General features: G+C 60.1%; 15 protein-coding genes. 8 read left to right on the top strand and 7 right to left on the bottom strand.

Annotated features, from left to right (window positions below):
• Positions 1-8 precede the first annotated feature (8 nt).
• The 4 genes from VWZ85_RS15085 to VWZ85_RS15070 all read left to right on the top strand — a co-directional run bounded on the left by VWZ85_RS15085 (position 9) and on the right by VWZ85_RS15070 (position 2782).
• Complete coding sequence (locus tag VWZ85_RS15085; RefSeq protein WP_008561997.1) at positions 9-806, top strand: carbohydrate ABC transporter permease; 798 nt, start codon at positions 9-11, stop codon at positions 804-806.
• Complete coding sequence (locus tag VWZ85_RS15080; RefSeq protein WP_340544496.1) at positions 806-1084, top strand: DUF2160 domain-containing protein; 279 nt, start codon at positions 806-808, stop codon at positions 1082-1084. The genes VWZ85_RS15085 and VWZ85_RS15080 overlap by 1 nt, the downstream gene beginning before the upstream one ends.
• Positions 1085-1242: 158 nt before the next feature.
• Complete coding sequence (locus VWZ85_RS15075; protein ID WP_340544494.1) at positions 1243-1638, top strand: BlaI/MecI/CopY family transcriptional regulator; 396 nt, start codon at positions 1243-1245, stop codon at positions 1636-1638.
• Positions 1628-2782 carry a M56 family metallopeptidase gene (locus tag VWZ85_RS15070; RefSeq protein WP_340544492.1) on the top strand — a complete coding sequence of 385 codons (1155 nt, stop codon included), beginning with the start codon at positions 1628-1630 and terminating at the stop codon, positions 2780-2782. The genes VWZ85_RS15075 and VWZ85_RS15070 overlap by 11 nt, the downstream gene beginning before the upstream one ends.
• A gap of 193 nt (positions 2783-2975) precedes the next feature.
• On the opposite strand, the gene VWZ85_RS15065 is transcribed toward VWZ85_RS15070, so the two are convergent.
• The 5 genes from VWZ85_RS15065 to VWZ85_RS15045 all read right to left on the bottom strand — a co-directional run bounded on the left by VWZ85_RS15065 (position 2976) and on the right by VWZ85_RS15045 (position 10053).
• The gene (locus VWZ85_RS15065) at positions 2976-5255 is read right to left on the bottom strand and encodes a methyl-accepting chemotaxis protein (protein ID WP_416542545.1); all 2280 of its coding nucleotides are present in this window, start codon (positions 5253-5255) and stop codon (positions 2976-2978) included.
• A 166-nt stretch (positions 5256-5421) separates the two neighbouring features.
• Positions 5422-6672, bottom strand: a complete 1251-nt coding sequence (locus VWZ85_RS15060) for an NAD(P)/FAD-dependent oxidoreductase (protein ID WP_416588874.1) — start codon at positions 6670-6672, stop codon at positions 5422-5424.
• A gap of 56 nt (positions 6673-6728) precedes the next feature.
• Positions 6729-8159, bottom strand: a complete 1431-nt coding sequence (locus VWZ85_RS15055; RefSeq protein ID WP_416588872.1) for an aldehyde dehydrogenase family protein — start codon at positions 8157-8159, stop codon at positions 6729-6731.
• Positions 8159-9103, bottom strand: a complete 945-nt coding sequence (locus VWZ85_RS15050; RefSeq protein ID WP_416588869.1) for a proline racemase family protein — start codon at positions 9101-9103, stop codon at positions 8159-8161. The genes VWZ85_RS15055 and VWZ85_RS15050 overlap by 1 nt, the downstream gene beginning before the upstream one ends.
• Positions 9094-10053, bottom strand: coding sequence for a dihydrodipicolinate synthase family protein (locus VWZ85_RS15045; RefSeq protein ID WP_416588867.1), 960 nt, complete (start codon positions 10051-10053; stop codon positions 9094-9096). Before VWZ85_RS15045 ends, VWZ85_RS15050 begins: the two co-directional genes overlap by 10 nt.
• A gap of 158 nt (positions 10054-10211) precedes the next feature.
• Here VWZ85_RS15045 and VWZ85_RS15040 point away from each other — a divergent pair, with 158 nt between their 5' ends.
• Positions 10212-10874 carry a GntR family transcriptional regulator gene (locus tag VWZ85_RS15040; RefSeq protein WP_340544483.1) on the top strand — a complete coding sequence of 221 codons (663 nt, stop codon included), beginning with the start codon at positions 10212-10214 and terminating at the stop codon, positions 10872-10874.
• A gap of 25 nt (positions 10875-10899) precedes the next feature.
• On the opposite strand, the gene VWZ85_RS15035 is transcribed toward VWZ85_RS15040, so the two are convergent.
• Entirely contained in the window at positions 10900-11844 is a 945-nt protein-coding gene (locus VWZ85_RS15035; protein WP_416588865.1) for a glycosyltransferase, read from the bottom strand.
• 412 nt (positions 11845-12256) lie between these two features.
• Here VWZ85_RS15035 and VWZ85_RS15030 point away from each other — a divergent pair, with 412 nt between their 5' ends.
• Complete coding sequence (locus VWZ85_RS15030; RefSeq protein ID WP_416535556.1) at positions 12257-12667, top strand: sugar 3,4-ketoisomerase; 411 nt, start codon at positions 12257-12259, stop codon at positions 12665-12667.
• On the top strand, positions 12667-13764 hold the full coding sequence (locus VWZ85_RS15025; RefSeq protein ID WP_416588863.1) for a DegT/DnrJ/EryC1/StrS family aminotransferase: 1098 nt from the start codon (positions 12667-12669) through the stop codon (positions 13762-13764). The genes VWZ85_RS15030 and VWZ85_RS15025 overlap by 1 nt, the downstream gene beginning before the upstream one ends.
• A 35-nt stretch (positions 13765-13799) precedes the next feature.
• On the opposite strand, the gene VWZ85_RS15020 is transcribed toward VWZ85_RS15025, so the two are convergent.
• Positions 13800-14603 (bottom strand): SDR family NAD(P)-dependent oxidoreductase, encoded by an 804-nt coding sequence (locus VWZ85_RS15020; RefSeq protein WP_416588861.1) that lies wholly within the window; start codon positions 14601-14603, stop codon positions 13800-13802.
• Between the two features lie 248 nt (positions 14604-14851).
• Here VWZ85_RS15020 and VWZ85_RS15015 point away from each other — a divergent pair.
• The coding region (locus VWZ85_RS15015; protein WP_416588859.1) for a calcium-binding protein at positions 14852-16723 on the top strand (1872 nt) is incomplete at its 3' end.

Below are 16723 nucleotides of genomic sequence, written 5' to 3'. Positions count from 1 at the left end.
CTGATACGATGCAAAAACGTACCATCGTCCCCATCGTCTATATCCTGTTCCTCATGCTGCCGATCTACTGGCTGGTGGCGATGAGCTTCAAGACGACGAATGAAATCCTGTCCGGGTTCTCGCTGTTCCCGCAAACCTTTACGCTTGAGAACTATGCAACGATCTTTACCGATCCGAGCTGGTATTGGGGCTACATCAACTCGATCATCTATGTGTCGATCAATACGGTGATCTCCGTCGCTGTTGCCCTGCCTGCGGCCTATGCGTTCTCGCGCTACCGCTTTCTTGGCGACAAGCAGCTGTTTTTCTGGCTGCTGACCAACCGGATGGCGCCGGCTGCGGTGTTTGCGCTGCCGTTCTTCCAGCTTTATTCCGCTGTCGGCCTGTTCGACACCCATCTCGCGGTGGCTCTGGCGCACTGCCTGTTCAACATTCCACTGGCGGTCTGGATCCTTGAAGGGTTCATGGGCGGCATCCCCAAAGAGCTGGATGAAACCGCCTATGTGGACGGCTATTCCTTCCCGCGCTTCTTTGCCACGATCTTCATCCCGTCGATCAAGGCAGGCGTCGGCGTGGCGGCTTTCTTCTGCTTCATGTTCTCTTGGGTGGAACTGCTGCTGGCCAAGACATTGACCGCCGTTGCCGCAAAACCCATCGCGGCCACCATGACCAAAACCGCCTCAAGTGCCGGGTATGAGCTGGGCCTGCTGGCGGCCGCGGGCACATTGACAATCATTCCGGGCGCGATCGTGATCTATTTCGTCCGCAACTACATCGCAAAAGGCTTTGCGATGGGGAGGGTATAATGCTGAGTTGGATGGCCTGGACCTGGCCCACCGCCCTTGTGTTCATCGGGATCTTTTCGGCCATCGGCCTGATGATCGTTCTGGAAATCCGCCAACCCGGAGGCGACACCCGCAAAGGCGCGCTGGGGCTGGTGACAACCCGTGGCGACCGGCTGTTCATCAGCCTGCTGGGCACCTCCTACATCTTCCTGGCCTGGCTGGGTCTGGTGGGGATGCCGCTGTGGTGGCCGCTGGGGCTCTCGATCGGCTGGTTTGTCTTCACCTTCTGGAAGGTCTGACCGCAGTTCATTGGCAAAGGGCCCCTTGGCGGGCCCTTTGTCGCAAGACCATCACCGTGTTTTTCGCGGTCTCGGGACCACTCTCTTAAAAAAGTAGTTTTCAAACCTCCCCCCAATCCCCTAGCATGATCAAAGCCCAGGACAACCGGACAGACATGATGCGAAAGAAACAGGACAACCCGCTTTTGACAGAGGTTGAACTCGAATTCATGACTGTTGTCTGGGAAACCGGCGGCGGCACGGTGCGCGATATATTGGCCGAACTGAACAAAAGCCAAGAACGGGCCTACACATCGGTCGCGACCGTGCTGAAGATTATGGAACAAAAAGGGTTTCTGAGCAGCGAACGAGCTGACAGATCCTTGGTCTACCGTCCTGCGGTGCCCAAGGCGGATTATCAGAAAACCACTCTCAAGAACCTTTCGAGCAAGCTCTTCAACGGCGCCCCGGCGGCCCTCGTCGCCCGCCTGGTGGATGACGAGGATGTCACCGACGAGATGCTCGTGGAGATACGGGCCTTGCTGAATGAAAGGTTGGGGGACGATGAACGCTGAGAGTTTTCTGAACGCCTATATTGACCTGAATTTACTGCTCCTTGCCGGCACCGTTCTTTGGCTGGCTCTGCGGGCGATCCTGGCACGCAGTCGGCTGGGCCCGGCGTTTCGCCCACAGCTCAGGCTGCTGAACGGCATGACGCTTTTGCTGACGGTGTCACCGATACTGGTGGTTGCTCTGACCACCTATGTCGTCTCCCAGCCGCCCACCCTGTCGGACATGCTGGTGGCGCAGTATCTGCAGGGCAATGTCAACATGAGCGCCACACGGTTTGAGAGCATCCTTGGCCTGCGCGAAGATCTGGTGAGGGCGTTGATGGCGCAGACCAGCCTCTGGGCGCAGCTTGCCATTGCCGCGCTCATTGTCGGTGCCCTCCTTTCTCTCGCGCAGCTGGGCTTGGCCGTGCTGCGGCTGCGAGCGGGATTGCGACAGGCCTATATCTGGAAGCGGCTTGGCCGTATCGAAATCCGCATCAGCGACCGGAGCACAGTCGCCTTCTCCACGCGCGGCCTGTTTACCCGCTATGTTGTGCTGCCCTCCGCGCTGGTCACAAACCCATCGGATCTGCGGTTGAGCGTTGCCCATGAATTGCAGCATTTCCGCCAGTGGGATGTGGAATGCGAATTCCTGCTGGAGGCACTGCGCCCCTTCCTGTTCTGGAACCCCGCCTATCACCTCTGGCGTCGTGAAGTGCAGATGCTGCGGGAATTTGCCTGTGACCAGGCGCTGATGACGCGCGGGCAGCGGGATATCCGCGCCTATTGCGAATGTCTGATCCGGGCCTGCACCCTGGCGGCGCGGGATCCGATCCGCTTCGTGCAGCGCAGCCCCTCGGTCGCATTGGTAGATCGGCGCGAACTGCGCCGTGGGGCCACGCTGGCCCGGCGCATTGATGTGGTCACCGCAGCGCAGCAGCCCCAAGATCCCCATATGTTCGGCTGGATGCTGGTTTCGACGATGCTGGCGACCGGGGTGATTGCCACCGCGCTCCTGATGCAGCGGCCCGGCGACTGGAGCCATGACCGGATCATGTTGTCGACCATCGTCAATCTCGAGCGGATGGCCCACCGCAACGCTGTGACCGATACCAATCAAACGGCTGTCACTGCCTTGCAGGGTGGGTTCATGACGCTCACCAAATAACCCCTTTCGGTGGTTCACGACCTGCGACGGCTGTCAGAACTGCATCCATTTCTGCTGATCGAGACATCCTCTAGGGCGTACCGATGAGTTTGCGCAGCTGCGGTGTCGATCCCGGAAAAACAAACACCCGATCACAAAAAATCGCCCGATCTGAAAATCAGACCGGGCGATTCTGTCTCATGTCTTGATGCGGTCAGCCGTAGGCTGAGTGTGCGCCAGCAGCCCCATCCGCCGCCCAGTCACCTGAGCCTGCGCTGGCTGCGCCATTGCCGAGCTGGAACCGCGAAACCACGCCGGTCAGCGCCTGTGCTTCATGTTGCAGCAGCTGGCTGGCGGCAGAGGCTTCCTCGGACATTGCGGCGTTTTGCTGAGTGGTGCCATCCAGACGCCCCATAGCGCCGTTGATGTTCTCCAACCCTTTGGATTGTTTCTGCACGCCATCTGCGATTTCAGTGATGAGGTCGGATACATTCGTGACCTTTTCGATGATCCCGCTGAGCGCATCCCCCGCACGCCCCACCATGGCCACCCCGTTTGCCACATGTTCCTCGCTTGCCGACGTCAGCCCCTTGATCTGCCCAGCAGCTTTGGAGGCCCGCATTGCGAGGGCACGCACCTCAGAGGCGACAACTGCAAAACCAGCACCGGCCTCACCGGCCCGTGCCGCCTCGACGCCTGCGTTCAGTGCCAGAAGATTGGTCTGGAAGGCGATATCGTCAATCATGTTGATAATCTGCGAAATCTGCTCGGAGGCATCCTGAATCTGGTCCATCGCCTGGACCGCAGACGTCACGATATGGTTGCTGTGTTCGGCCTCGTCGCGTGTACCGCGCATGGTCTCATCGACCTGCCCGGCCCGGTCGGCGGTCTCTCGAATGCTATTGGTCAGGTCCTGCAGCGCTGCTGCGGTTTCCTCCAAAGTGCCGGCCTGCGCTTCGGTCCGATGCGCCATTTCCTCGGCGGAGGCGCGCTGCTCTTCGGAAAACTTGTCGACGTTATGAGCCGCATCCACCACCTCAGACAGCGAATCGCGCAGGTTGACCAGGCTGCGATTGAAATTCTCGCGCAGCGTTTCGTAGTGCTCCGCAAAAGGTTGTTGGATGTCGCAGGCCAGGTTGCCGCGCTGCAACTCGGCCAGGGCGCCGCTCATCTCCTCGACAACCGCAGCGGTCTGTTTTGCGGCCTCTTCTTCGCGCTCGGCGGCCTCATCCGCGATCAGCAGCTTGTCGCGGAACATATCCAGACTCCGGGCCAGATCGCCCAGCTCATCACCACGGCCACGGCCGCTGATTTCACTTGCGTAATCTTCGGCAGCCAGCGCATTTGTAGCCTCGCGCAGCGCCAGAATCGGGCGGGTGACATGGCGTGCCGCGACGAAAGACACCACGATAGCAATCAGGACCGAAACCCCGATCATCAGCATCGCCACAAGCCGGATGTCGCGAACCTTTGCAAAAGCTGCCTGTTCTTCGGTCTGTAGCACCAAAGACCAGTCAAAGCCCGCAATGTCCAATGGCCGCACCATGGCAATGATGGGTTTACCAGAGATGGATGTGGCGCCCTCAAACAGACCGCTATCGCCCGCCGCGGCCGCCTTGGTTACGGCGTTCTCCGGCAAGGCATCGCCAATGGCAAACTCCCCTTCGATCACCGAAGTACTGCGTGCGGTGCCGTCGCTGCCAACCAGGAAGATGTTCTGATGCCCATCGACGTCCATGTTGGATGTCAGCGCGGCCACGACTGCAGCGCTTGAAATCTGAACCGCCATCACGCCGATGACTTCTTTTTTCTTGTTGAATACCGGCACCGCCATAAAGGCACCTGCACCGCCGCCGCCCGGCGCATAGGTCGCAAAATCAGCGGTCACAACCTGACCTTCCTCGGCGTTGAGCGCTGCGCTGAACACTTTGCCTAGGCCGCTTTCGGCATTCTCGCCCGAACCGAATTGCTGAATGAAGTCTTCGCGTTTCTTTACCGAATACATCAGCTGGCCGGATGCGTTCAGAAGATAGAGATCCTCATAACCGTTGACCTCCAGCGACTGCAGGAAAGTCGGGTGATAGGTCGCATGGGACTGGCTGTAATAGGAGCCATCGCCCGGATCGCTCAGCAGATGACGTTCGTTCGCCGCGTTGGGGTTTTCCTCGATGTAGTGACGCCGCAGGAACCCAACCGGCTCTTCTTCGATCATCGTGTAGACGCGGTCGAAGTTGCTGATGGCCCGGAATACCGTTGGCTGCGACGCGTTGATCGACAAGTCGCGGCGCGCGGCCTCCATCATGAAGCTCAACGCCTGCTCACCGGAACGGGCGGTGGTCGCTTTCGACGCATAAACGAAATCGCGAATGCTCTTCTCCGCCATCGAATAGACGAGGAATGAGACTGTCACCAGAAACGTTGCCGTCAAGGCCACCATAATCAGGGGCAATTTCAGCTTGAGCGAGAGTTTCGGGGCCTTGGGCATGACGCGCATGTCTCCTCTTAAAAGTGCCGATTCTGTCGCAAGGCGACCGAATAGCCTAAGAGATAGCCAGACAATTCCTTCTATTTCGTTCACGTTCGGTTTGCGAACAACTGTGGAAAAAACAACGCCGCGCCTTTCGGCACGGCGAAAACGACAATAGATGCAGACGGTTGTGTCAGAAGCGATCCGCTGCAAAGGCAGAGAGGTCGATGGCGGGCCGACGCGCCTCGACCAGATCCGCGACTAGCTCGGCCGTGGCCGCCGATTGTGTCAGGCCGACATGGCCATGGCCAAAGGCATAGATCACGCGCGAGTCACGGGTGGCGGTACCGATCACTGGCAGGCTATCGGGCAATGAGGGGCGATAACCCATCCACTGGGTGCCATTGGCCGTGTCCAGTTCGGGCATGAACTGCGCGGCCTTTGCCAGGAGCGTGTCCGCGCGTTTGAAATTCGCAGGCAGTTTCAGCCCGCCCAGTTCGACCGCGCCGCCAACACGGACTCCCCCGCGAATCCGGCTCACCACAAAGCCATGTCGGCTGAAGGTAATATGCGTGCGCAGATCAAAACACCCCGCCGGCAGGGTCGTATTATAGCCGCGCTCGGTTTCCAGCGGCAGCCGGTCCCCCAGCCTGCGTGCCAGGTGATGTGACCAGGCACCGGCGGCTATCACGACATGATCCGCCAAGAGCGGCTCGCTCTCTGTCATGATGCGAATGCCATCGTCGCCGGTCTCCAGATCGCGCACATCGCCCTTGCGAAACTGGCCACCTCGCGCTGTGAAGGCCTGAAACAGATGCTCAACCCAGGCCTTGGGATCGCAGGTGTTCATCCAGTCGGGCGTAAACCCTGCATGGGTAAACCGGGAGCTGAGACCGGGTTGGATCTCGGCGATTTCAGCCGGGCTGTGGAGCAGAGAAAACCGGATGCCGTGATCACGGCGCAGCTGCCAGCCGTATTGGCTGGCCGCAAACTCGGCCTCGGATTCATATAGCTGCAGGGCGCCTTCGCGCTGGATCATCGCTTCGCCGCCGGTATCGGAGATCTGGCGTTCCGTCGCGGCCTTGGCAAGGTGCATCAGAGCGGCCTGGGCCTTTACCACGGCCTGATAACGATCCCGCCAGCTGGCCCGCCAGAAGCGGATCAACCATGGCGTCAGCTGCAGCGCGTAGGCAGGCGGCACAGACAGCGGGCCAAGCGGATCAAGGAGCCAGCCCGGCGCCTTTTTCATGATGCCGGGCGTCGCAAGCGGCTCAACATCGGTGAAGGCAAAGGCCCCGGCGTTGCCTGCGGAGGTTTCCTCGGCCACGCCCTTGCGATCCAGCAGGACAACCTGCCCGCCGCTGGCTGCAAGCTCGCTTTGCAACCGCAGAGCCGTGCTGACACCCACGACACCTGCACCGATAACCACAACCGTCTTTGTCATCTGCCCCCCATTCGTGACTGTGGCGAGGCCCCCGCCCCGCCACCTGCTAACCGGCGTTACGCCAAGGTATAGGCAGTTTTGACTTTTGTATAAAAGTCTTTCGCATGGCTGCCCTGCTCGCGGGCACCAAAACTGGACCCTTTGGTGCCGCCAAATGGAACGTGATAATCCACCCCGGCGGTCGGAAGATTCACCATCGCCATGCCGACCTCGACATTGGCCTTGAAATGCGTCGCATATTTGAGCGATCCGGTGCAAATCCCTGCGCTGAGACCAAACGGTGTGTCATTGGCAACCATCAGCGCCTCGTCATAGTCGGCAACGCGAATAACCGATGCCAGCGGGCCAAAGACCTCTTCCTGATTGATGCGCATCTCGTTCGAGGTCTCGGTCACCAGAGCAGGCGAAAGATAAAATCCCTTGGTGCTGCGCTGAAGCGTCTGGCCTCCGAGCACCCGCCCGCCTTCGCTGGCGGCGACATCTATATAGTAGAGATCCTTCTCCAGCTGCCGCTCATCCACAACCGGACCAATCTGGGTCTCCTGATCCAGCGCATTGCCGACCCGAAGATCTGTCATCCGCTGGCCCAGAGCCGCGACAAAACGGTCGTGGATGCCTTCGGTCACGATCAGCCGCGAAGAGGCCGTGCAGCGCTGACCGGTGGAGAAGAACGCGCCATTGAGGCTGGCCTCGACCGCGGTCTCCAGATCGGCATCATCCAGCACCACCATTGGGTTTTTGCCACCCATTTCCAGCTGCAGCTTTTTGCGCTGCGCGCCGCAGGCAGCCGCAATGGCGCTGCCGGTCTCAACCGAACCGGTAAAGGAGACAGCATCAACATCACGGCTGTCCACAAGCCGCTGACCAACGGTGCTGCCGGTGCCAAAGACGATGTTGAAGACACCATCGGGCAAACCGGAGCGGTTGATGATCTCGGCCAGCGCATGGGCGCAACCCGGTGTCAGTTCGGCCGGTTTCAGAACAACCGCATTGCCATAGGCCAGTGCCGGGGCGACTTTCCAGGCCGGGATGGCGATGGGGAAGTTCCAGGGCGTGATGAGGCCGACAACCCCGACCGGAGAGCGGGTCACTTCGACACCGACGCCGGGGCGAACCGAGGCAAGTATCTCACCCGCCTGGCGCAGCGTTTCACCCGCGAAGAACTTGAAAATCTGCCCGGCCCGCGCCGCCTCGCCGATGCCTTCGGGCAGCGTCTTGCCTTCTTCGCGCGACAGCAGCCGACCCAGTTCGGCCTTGCGGGCCAGGATTTCGGTGCCGATGGCGTCCAATACATCAAATCGCTGTTGCGGCGTGCTGGCGGCCCAGCTCGGGGCGGCGGCCTTCGCCGCGGCAATCGCGCGATCCATGTCTTCGGCCTGGCTGTTGGCGGCGTAGCCCAACATGTCCTGCGTGTCGGACGGGTTGATATTGGCGCTGGCGGCGGCGGTCTCCGACCAGTCGCCGGCGATCAGGTTGCGATAGTCCATCAAAATACCTCTTGGGTGGTGATCCCCGCCCGATAGGGGTCTGCGGGATCAAAGTTCAAAACTGTGTCTCCGGTCACAAAGGCCGTGCCGGTTATGGTCGCAATCACTCCGCCGCTGGAGCCTCTGCGGTATTGCAGCGAATAGGTGCTGCCGATCACGCTTTCCTGAATCCAGGTCACGCCGGGCGCCAGATCGCCATCACCAGCAAGGCAGGCCAGTTTCGCCGCCGAACCGGTGCCACAGGGCGAGCGGTCATAGGCTGTTCCCGGGCAAAGCACGAAGTTGCGTGCATGCCCTTCGGAGGTCAGCGGTGGCGCGACATACTCGACGTGGTCGATCATGGCGCCGTCGCGCCCGGTGATCCCCTGCTCGGCCAAGGCAAGCCGCAAGGCAACGGCCCGCGCGGTCAGCTGGTCGATATGAGCCAAAGTGAGCGGCGCCGGTGCATCGGAGGTCAGGAAGAACCAGTTTCCACCCCAGGCGATATCGCCCGTGACGGGGCCTTGATCTGGCACCTCGACCACGACGTTGGCGCGATAGCGGTAGCTCTCGACATTTTCGACAGCGGCGCGATTGGCGGACTGCAAATGGACGCCGACGGTCCCAACCGGCGTTTCGATATGGTGTCGGCCCAGATCAAGGCGCCCGAGATGATGCAGGCTCACTGCGGTTCCTATGGTGGCATGGCCACACATGCCCAAGGGTCCGACCGGGTTGAAATAGATGACACCGACGGCGCAGCCGGGATCTGTCGGCGGCACCAGCAGGGCACCAACGATGGCGTCGTGACCACGAGGCTCCGACAGCACCGATGTGCAAAAGCTCCGATGCTCGCGGAACAGGCGCTCGGCCCGCTCCGCCAGTGATCCACTGCCAAGGTCCGGCCCGCCCGAGAGGATCAGACGGGTCGGCTCTCCAGCGGTATGGCTGTCGATTACCCGCATAGCGCCGCAACATCGGGTTGCTGGCTCCAGTCGGCGTACCAGCTGCAGAAGAGGTCATATTGCGCTTCGACATAGGCTTTCTGGCTGGCGCTGAGCCGGTCGCTTTCGTTGAAGTGCAGCTGGTATTCGCTGTCGCCGTTCAGCACCATCAGGTGCTTGTAGTAGAGAACCAGATCCGCACCTTCGTCGAAGGAGGACAGCACCGCCAGTGCAGCTTCCAGTTCAAGCGCCTGCCGACGGGCTGTTGCATTGCCCTTGGCCGCCAACTGGCAAAGCGAAACAAGATGCAGCACCTCAGCAGGCAGCGCATTGCCGATCCCGGTGATCGCGCCCCCGGCCCCACAGTTCACATAGCCGTGGAACACGGTGGTATCGACGCCGATCATCAGGGTAACGCTGCTGTCCTGCGAGGTGATGTTCTCGGCTGCATACCGCAGGTCCTCAGCGCCGCCGAATTCCTTGAATCCGATCAGGTTCGGATGGTCACGACGCAGGTCAAAGAACAGATCAGCGCGCGTAGCGAACCCATAATAGGGGCTGTTGTAGATCACCGCAGGCAGCGTGGGTGCGGCAGAGAGCACGGCCGCGAAATGGTCGCGCTGCGCAGCCACGGAACTGCCGCGCGACAGAACGCGCGGGATCACCATCAGACCGGCGGCCCCGACCTCGGCGGCATGAGCGGCATGGGCAGCGGCCTGCGCCGTATTGACAGCGCCAGTACCGACGATAGTCGGCACGCCAGCGGCAACCAATCGGGCAACGCCTTCCATCCGCTCGGCATCGCTGATCAGTGGCCAGTCTCCCATCGATCCGCAATAGACCACCGCCGACATGCCCTTCGAAATCAGCTCCTGCCCCTTTTTGACCAGCGCATCGAAGTCCGGTCGGCGGTCGGCTGTGCAGGGAGTCATCAGGGCCGGGATACAGCCGGAGAATACGGGGTGTGTCATTGTTGGATCCTCTTCAATGGATATGAACCCGAGGGTGCTGGCTCTCGGCGCTATGCATCATTGCATAATACATATTGGATCCAATATTCAATATGATATTTATCTGCACTTTCCCCGCAATGACGATCAAGGGTATAAACCGGACAAGGAGCGAAGATATGAAGTTGAAATCCGTTGATATATCCAAGACCGCGTCTGCCTCGACGATCGTCTTTGACGCCCTGCGCAAGGCGATTATCGAAGGTGACCTGAAGGAAGGTGAGCCGCTGCGGCAGGATGAGATTGCCCAGATGTTCAACACCAGCCGAATCCCCGTGCGCGAAGCGATTTCCAGACTTGAGGAACAGGGCCTGGTCAAAACCCAGCGCTACAAGGGCGCTGTCGTCTCAGGCCTGTCGGCGCAGGAAGCCAAGGAGATTTTCGATTTCCGAGCGGTTCTGGAATCGGAGGTGATCCGCCGTGCTGTCCCGCGGATGTCACCTTTGGCGCTGGCCAATGCCAAGGCCTGCCTGGAAGCGTTCTCGCAGTCGGAAGATCCGATGACCTGGGGCGAGTTGAACCGGGATTTCCACTCCACACTCTATCGAGAGAGCGGGTTGCAATACCACATGGATGTGATCGACAATGCGATGGACCGCGTTGACAGCTACCTGAGGGCGCAGCTGGTGCTGACCAATGGTAACGAACGGGCCAATCGTGAGCACATCGCTATCTGGGAGGCCTGTGTTGCAGGCGACGCTGACCTTGCAGCGGCGCTCACACGCGACCACATCACCGGCTCCTGCGAAACGCTGCTGCAACGATTGGAGGATTTCGGCTAAGCGCCCGGAGCCGCCGCAATCTCCCTTAAGACGTCTTGAGCGCCTTCTTGCGACGCCGCCGCTCGGATAAAATGAAGCCCAGCACCGACCAGGGATGCTTCAAGGCCGATTTGTCCAGTTTCCGCAACCCGCCCTTCAGATAGGTGCGGCGAAGTTGCCGTTCCTCAAGTCGGCTGCGGATGGCCTCGAGAATCGGGTCACCTTCGGTCAGACCGAAAGCCTGCGCATCGGACAGGCGCTGGCGCAAAAGCGAAACCTCGCGGCCGACCTCTGCCAGACGTTTTTTTCGAAAAGCCTCGGCATCTGTGATGGATTGCTGCGTGCTGGTCTGCCCCATACCGACCCGATAGATGATAAGATCTTCGTCGATGAATGCGACGCGCCCCTCCAGCGCAGCACGGAACCCAAGCACAAGGTCCTCGTAGCAGTCTGCATATTGGATCGGACCATACTTGCGGAAGAGATCCTTGTGCCAGGCACAGGTCGCCCCAAGGAACAACTGCATTGAACAGGCCGCGGACATGGCATCGGTCCGGGTGTAGAATGTTGCCTTGGCATAGGTTTTGGGCATCGGTTTGCCGTCCAATGTCTCGACCTGGCCGTGCGAGAAGACCAGAAGCGGATCGTCACGCTCAAAGACTTCAATGGTCCGTGCCACGCGTCCCGGAAGAGAGATATCATCGCCGGACGCGGCAATGATGACGTCACCTGTACTCAGGTTGAAGCATCGTTCGATATGTTTGTTGACGCCCAGGTTCTGCGGGTTCTTGTTAAGCACAACGGAATGTGGCCCGGAGTAATCGGCGACCAGCGCCTCCATCGCCTCAAAGGTGCCATCCTGCGAACAATCGTCCGACAGCAGAATCTCGATAGGATCGCAGTCTTGTGCCAGCACGGCCTCAACCGCCTCTTTCACATAGTCCCGCTGATTGTAGGTAAGAAGCACAACTGAGTAGCTGTATCTGTTCATTTCAACCCAATCCAACCTGCACGCACGCGCAGAAAATCCATTGCTGTTGCCCCTGCGGGTCTCAGGCCTGTCTTACCACCTGGACGCCGACGCCGTTAGACCACCAATACTGCAGTTTGCAAGAAGGAGCCATGCCCGACAGCTGCGGTTGCCCGTGTGCGCAGCCAATGACACTGCCTGCCCGCTGGCACCGCAATCGAGTGATCCCGGCGGTCTTCTGGCGGTTACAGCCACGTAGGCCAAGTTCCGCAATGCAGGCGCGGCATGCGCCAATTCGATTGATCGGAGATGACAATATGGTAGACAGCTGTGCCAATAGACCAGACTGGATCGCTCTTATTCGATGATAGATCCGACGTTTGCTCCGATCAGCTGCCAAAGCCGGTCGTTGCCACAAGACCGGAGTACGGATTTGCCACTCAGCGACTGCAAATTTATCGACTTGCCCAAGATCGAAGATGCCCGCGGCAACCTGACATTTGTCGAAGGGATGAACCACATCCCGTTTGATATCAAACGCGTCTATTACCTCTACGATGTACCGGGCGGATCGGATCGCGGCGCGCATGCGCACAAGGGTCTGCACCAGTTCATGATCGCGATGTCCGGCAGCTTTGACGTTGTTCTGGATGACGGGTTCGACAAGAAACGCTTTCATCTGAACCGCTCATATTTCGGCATCTACATCTGCCCGATGATGTGGCGATATCTCGATAACTTCTCCTCCGGTGCGGTCTGCATGGTGATGGCATCCGCGCCTTATGACGAAAGCGATTATATTCGCGACTACACCGACTTCCGGCAGGCTGTGGGGGCAACGTGATGCAGGTTCCGTTTCTCGATCTGAAAGCGGCCTATGATGAGCTGGCAGAGCGCAGCGAACCCCGGATGCTGGAGAGCCTGCGCTCCGGCTGGTATATCCTCGGCCCGGATGTTGCCGGGTTCGAGCAGGCGTTTGCCCGCTACTGCGGCGTCTCACATGCGCTTGGTGTTGCGAACGGGCTGGATGCCTTGCGCCTGGCACTTGTGGCGCTGGAAATCGGGCCGGGAGATCGGGTGCTGGTTCCCTCCAACACCTATATCGCCACCTGGCTGGCAGTATCGCAATGTGGCGCGATTCCGGTACCGGTGGAGCCTGATCCGGCAACCCATAATATCACGGCTGACGGCATACGCGCCGCCATGGTGCCCGGCGCCAAGGCGGTTATTCCCGTTCACCTATATGGCCAGCCCGCAGACATGACCGCGATCATGGCGGTTGCCCGCGAATTGGGGCTGAAGGTGATCGAGGACGCCGCGCAGGCGCATGGCGCGCGCTGGGACGGACGCTCCATCGGCGGAACCGGTGATATCGTCTGCTGGAGTTTTTATCCGGGGAAGAACCTCGGAGCATTGGGAGACGGCGGCGCGGTCACCACCAATGACGATGCACTGGCCGACCGGCTATCGCTGCTGCGCAATTACGGGTCTCACGAAAAATACCGCAATGAGGTTGCAGGGTTCAACAGCCGCCTCGATCCGGTTCAGGCCAGCTTCCTGACCGTGAAGCTGGCGGTGCTGGACGACTGGAACGCACGGCGGGCGCAGATCGCCGCGCGCTACCTGTCGGAATTGTGCGATCTTGGCATTGCGCTGCCCAATGTCGCGGCCAAGGCCGATCCCGTCTGGCATCTGTTTGTGGTGCGGCACCCGGACCGGAACCGGCTGGCGAAAGATCTGGCCGAGGCCGGCGTCCAGACCCTGGTGCATTATCCGATCCCGCCACATGCGCAGGCAGCTTATGCTTCCTTGGGTCTGACGGATTCGATGCTGCCACTGGCAACTCAGCTGGCCCGGGAGGTGATCAGCCTGCCCATCGGCCCGCATCAAAGCCACGCGCAGACCGATCATGTGATCAGCTGCCTCAGGCGGCTGGCCTGACCCCTGCCCCCTGCCCGGGTCAGAGCATGGTGCCATCAGGGATCTATCGGCTGGAAAGCATTGTCGAGATGATCGACCACCTCAACCCTTGCCGGGCTGCGCAGGAGCTTTGCGTATTTGTATTTGAAGGCACCGCTGGACAGTTCCACAATCCGCCCGGCCACCCAGCCGGGGTCAAGCATGGTCGATGTGTCTTCCGTGGTGCCGTCCCAGAAATTCGTACGTATCGCTGACGGAGCGACGACCAGCACCTTGCCGATCCCCTCGCTGCGCACCAGCGCCGCGCCCAACATGCCAAGACCGGCCTTGGTCGCGCAGTAGGCAGGCATTCCCGCCTGCGGTATATACTGTGAGCTTGAGGTGATCAGCATCAGTTTGAGCGGTCCGGATGCCTGCCGGACCAGTCGCTGGATCAGCATCATAGGCCCCAGCAATCCGACATTGGTCATCTGCGCAAGCGCGGCATCCTCTAGCGAGGCAATCGTCCCCTGCTGCAAAAAGCCCGCGCAATAGATCAGGGTCTGCACATCTCCGACCTGCCGCGCCAACCGATCCAGTTCCGTGATCAGATCGCTGGAATCCTCAGTCACCGAAAGTGCATGAAACCGTACGCCGCTGCAGCCCGGATCGGCCCGTCCGGTGATGGTGACCCGGTGTCCCTCGGCAACGTAGTGCCGCGCCAGTGCTAGACCGACGCCAGAGCTTCCGCCGACAATCAGAATGTTCTTCTTCACAGTCACCTCGCCCCCGCATCCACGAGGCAACTGATAGCCCTGCCCAGGAACATCCGCAACATCGCCTGCGACGCCGTCGCCGATCGACACAGAGGCAGGATTCAAGGCGGATCCCAGCCCGCAACCGCTTGCGATGAACATCTGCCGGAGCCGCGGAAACCATTGTCAGGCAGCGGCCAAATCCACGCTGGAGGCTGTACTCCCTGCCACTTGGAGCGGCGGTTTGGGCCCGATTTGGCCGTTTCAACTAAACTTTAAGCACCATCTTCTAATTTAGTCGCTCAGATCTGGACGGCTCCAGCACCGGTACAAACAACGCGTCTTGCGTATCGTACAGTAACCCGAGGTGAAAATTGGTAACTAGAACAATCGAATCGTTTTACCTCGGAACGTTTTCCGATCTGGATCCAAACGAAGCCAACTTTGCATCTGAAAACTCCTCCATCCTGGTTGGCGCCACGTTCGGCAGCTCGGGCGCGCCGCTTTATGACAACATCGACAGCCTCACAGTAAACGACCTCAACAGTGACGGGCAGCTCCTTGAGAACGACAACGGACAAAGCGCCGATCAGCTGATCTATGGCGGAATATCCTCCGATATCGACAGCGCCATCGACTACAATGTCCTTGTCACCTATTCCGATGGCACCACGGCTACGACGCAGATGCTGATCCTGCAGGATACATCAGGTCGGGTGTTCCTTAATCCCTACAGAGAAGGTGACCCTGCCAACAACGTTCTCGACGACAAGCCGATCGAATCCATTCAGCTCACGTCAGTCATCGGTGACAACTACTCCTTTGCCTTTGCCGACCTCGAACAGGATGCCTTTATCGACGGCACGGTCGACGGCACCGCAGGGAATGACAGCATCGGCGCCAGCTATATCGATGCCGACGGCACCCAGATGAACGCCTATGGCGGCGACGATACCGTGGATGCTGGAGCGGGCGACGATACAATCTATGCCGTAGCCGGCAACGACAGCATCGTCGCGGGCGCGGGCAACGATATCGTCTACGGCGGAAGCGGCAGCGATACCCTGATCGGCGGAGACGGCAAAGACACGATCTACGGCGGAACCGAGGCCGACCTGATGACTGGCGGCGCAGGCGACGACGTCTTTGTCACAGGTGCTGGCGATACAGCACAGGGCGGGACCGGCGACGATACCTTCTATAACTATGCACCAGAAGGCATAGGCGGCACGATCAGCATCATCGGTGGCGAAGGGGACGAAGACGGGAATGGCGACTGGCTACGACTGACGTTTGAGGACGGCGGCGCCTGGGAAAACGATCCGCTTACCGTCACGCTAACCAGTAGCGAGGCCGGTTCCGTGACCGGTGGCAGTTCGACCATCAATTTCTCCGAGATTGAATTCATCTCCACAGGCCTTGGAAACGACACCATCGACCTGTCGAGTGGCAGCACCGGCATGCGGATTGATGCCTCATCTGGGGATGACAGCGTGACCGGCGGCACCGGCGCCGACACAATTGATGGCGGTAGCGGCAACGACGTTCTGGGCGGCGGTGCCGGGGCCGACACAATCGATGGCGGTACAGGCGACGACGTGCTGGACGGCGGCGGCGGCGCCGACACAATCGATGGCGGCAGCGGCAATGATACGCTTCTGGCCAATTTCGGCGCCGACACCTTTATCGGAGGTGCCGGGATTGATACCTACGATATCGTCAATTCTGATGCGTCGTATGTCAACTTCATCATCGATCTCACGACCGGTACGGACCAGCACGGCAACACCTATAGCGGGATTGAGAACATCCTTGGCGGCACCGCCAATGACAGCCTGACCGGCGACGGCGCCAATAACCTGCTGGACGGCGGCGCGGGCGCGGACACGATTTCGGGCGGCACTGGCGCTGATAGCCTGTCGGGCGGGGACGATGCCGACACGTTTGTGGTCGAGGACGGCTTTGGCGCGGACACGATCATCGGCGGCGAAGGGGTCACCACCGGCACGGATTACGACACCATCGACCTTTCCGCCGTGACCAACCCGGTCACCGTGACCTTCACCGGCTCCGGCGCGGGCACGATAAGCGACGGAACAAGCACGCTCAGCTTCTCGCAGATCGAGCGGCTGATCCTGGGCGCCTCAGCCGATGTGGTGGATATTACCAGCGACACAGGCGGGATCGAGATTATCGCAGGCGGCGGCAACGACACCGTGACCGGCGGATCCGGGAACGATACAATC

The sequence above is a fragment of the Phaeobacter sp. JH20_29 genome (assembly GCF_048056175.1).
GTDB lineage: Bacteria > Pseudomonadota > Alphaproteobacteria > Rhodobacterales > Rhodobacteraceae > Phaeobacter > Phaeobacter bryozoorum.
This window is presented reverse-complemented; position numbering and strand designations above follow the sequence as displayed.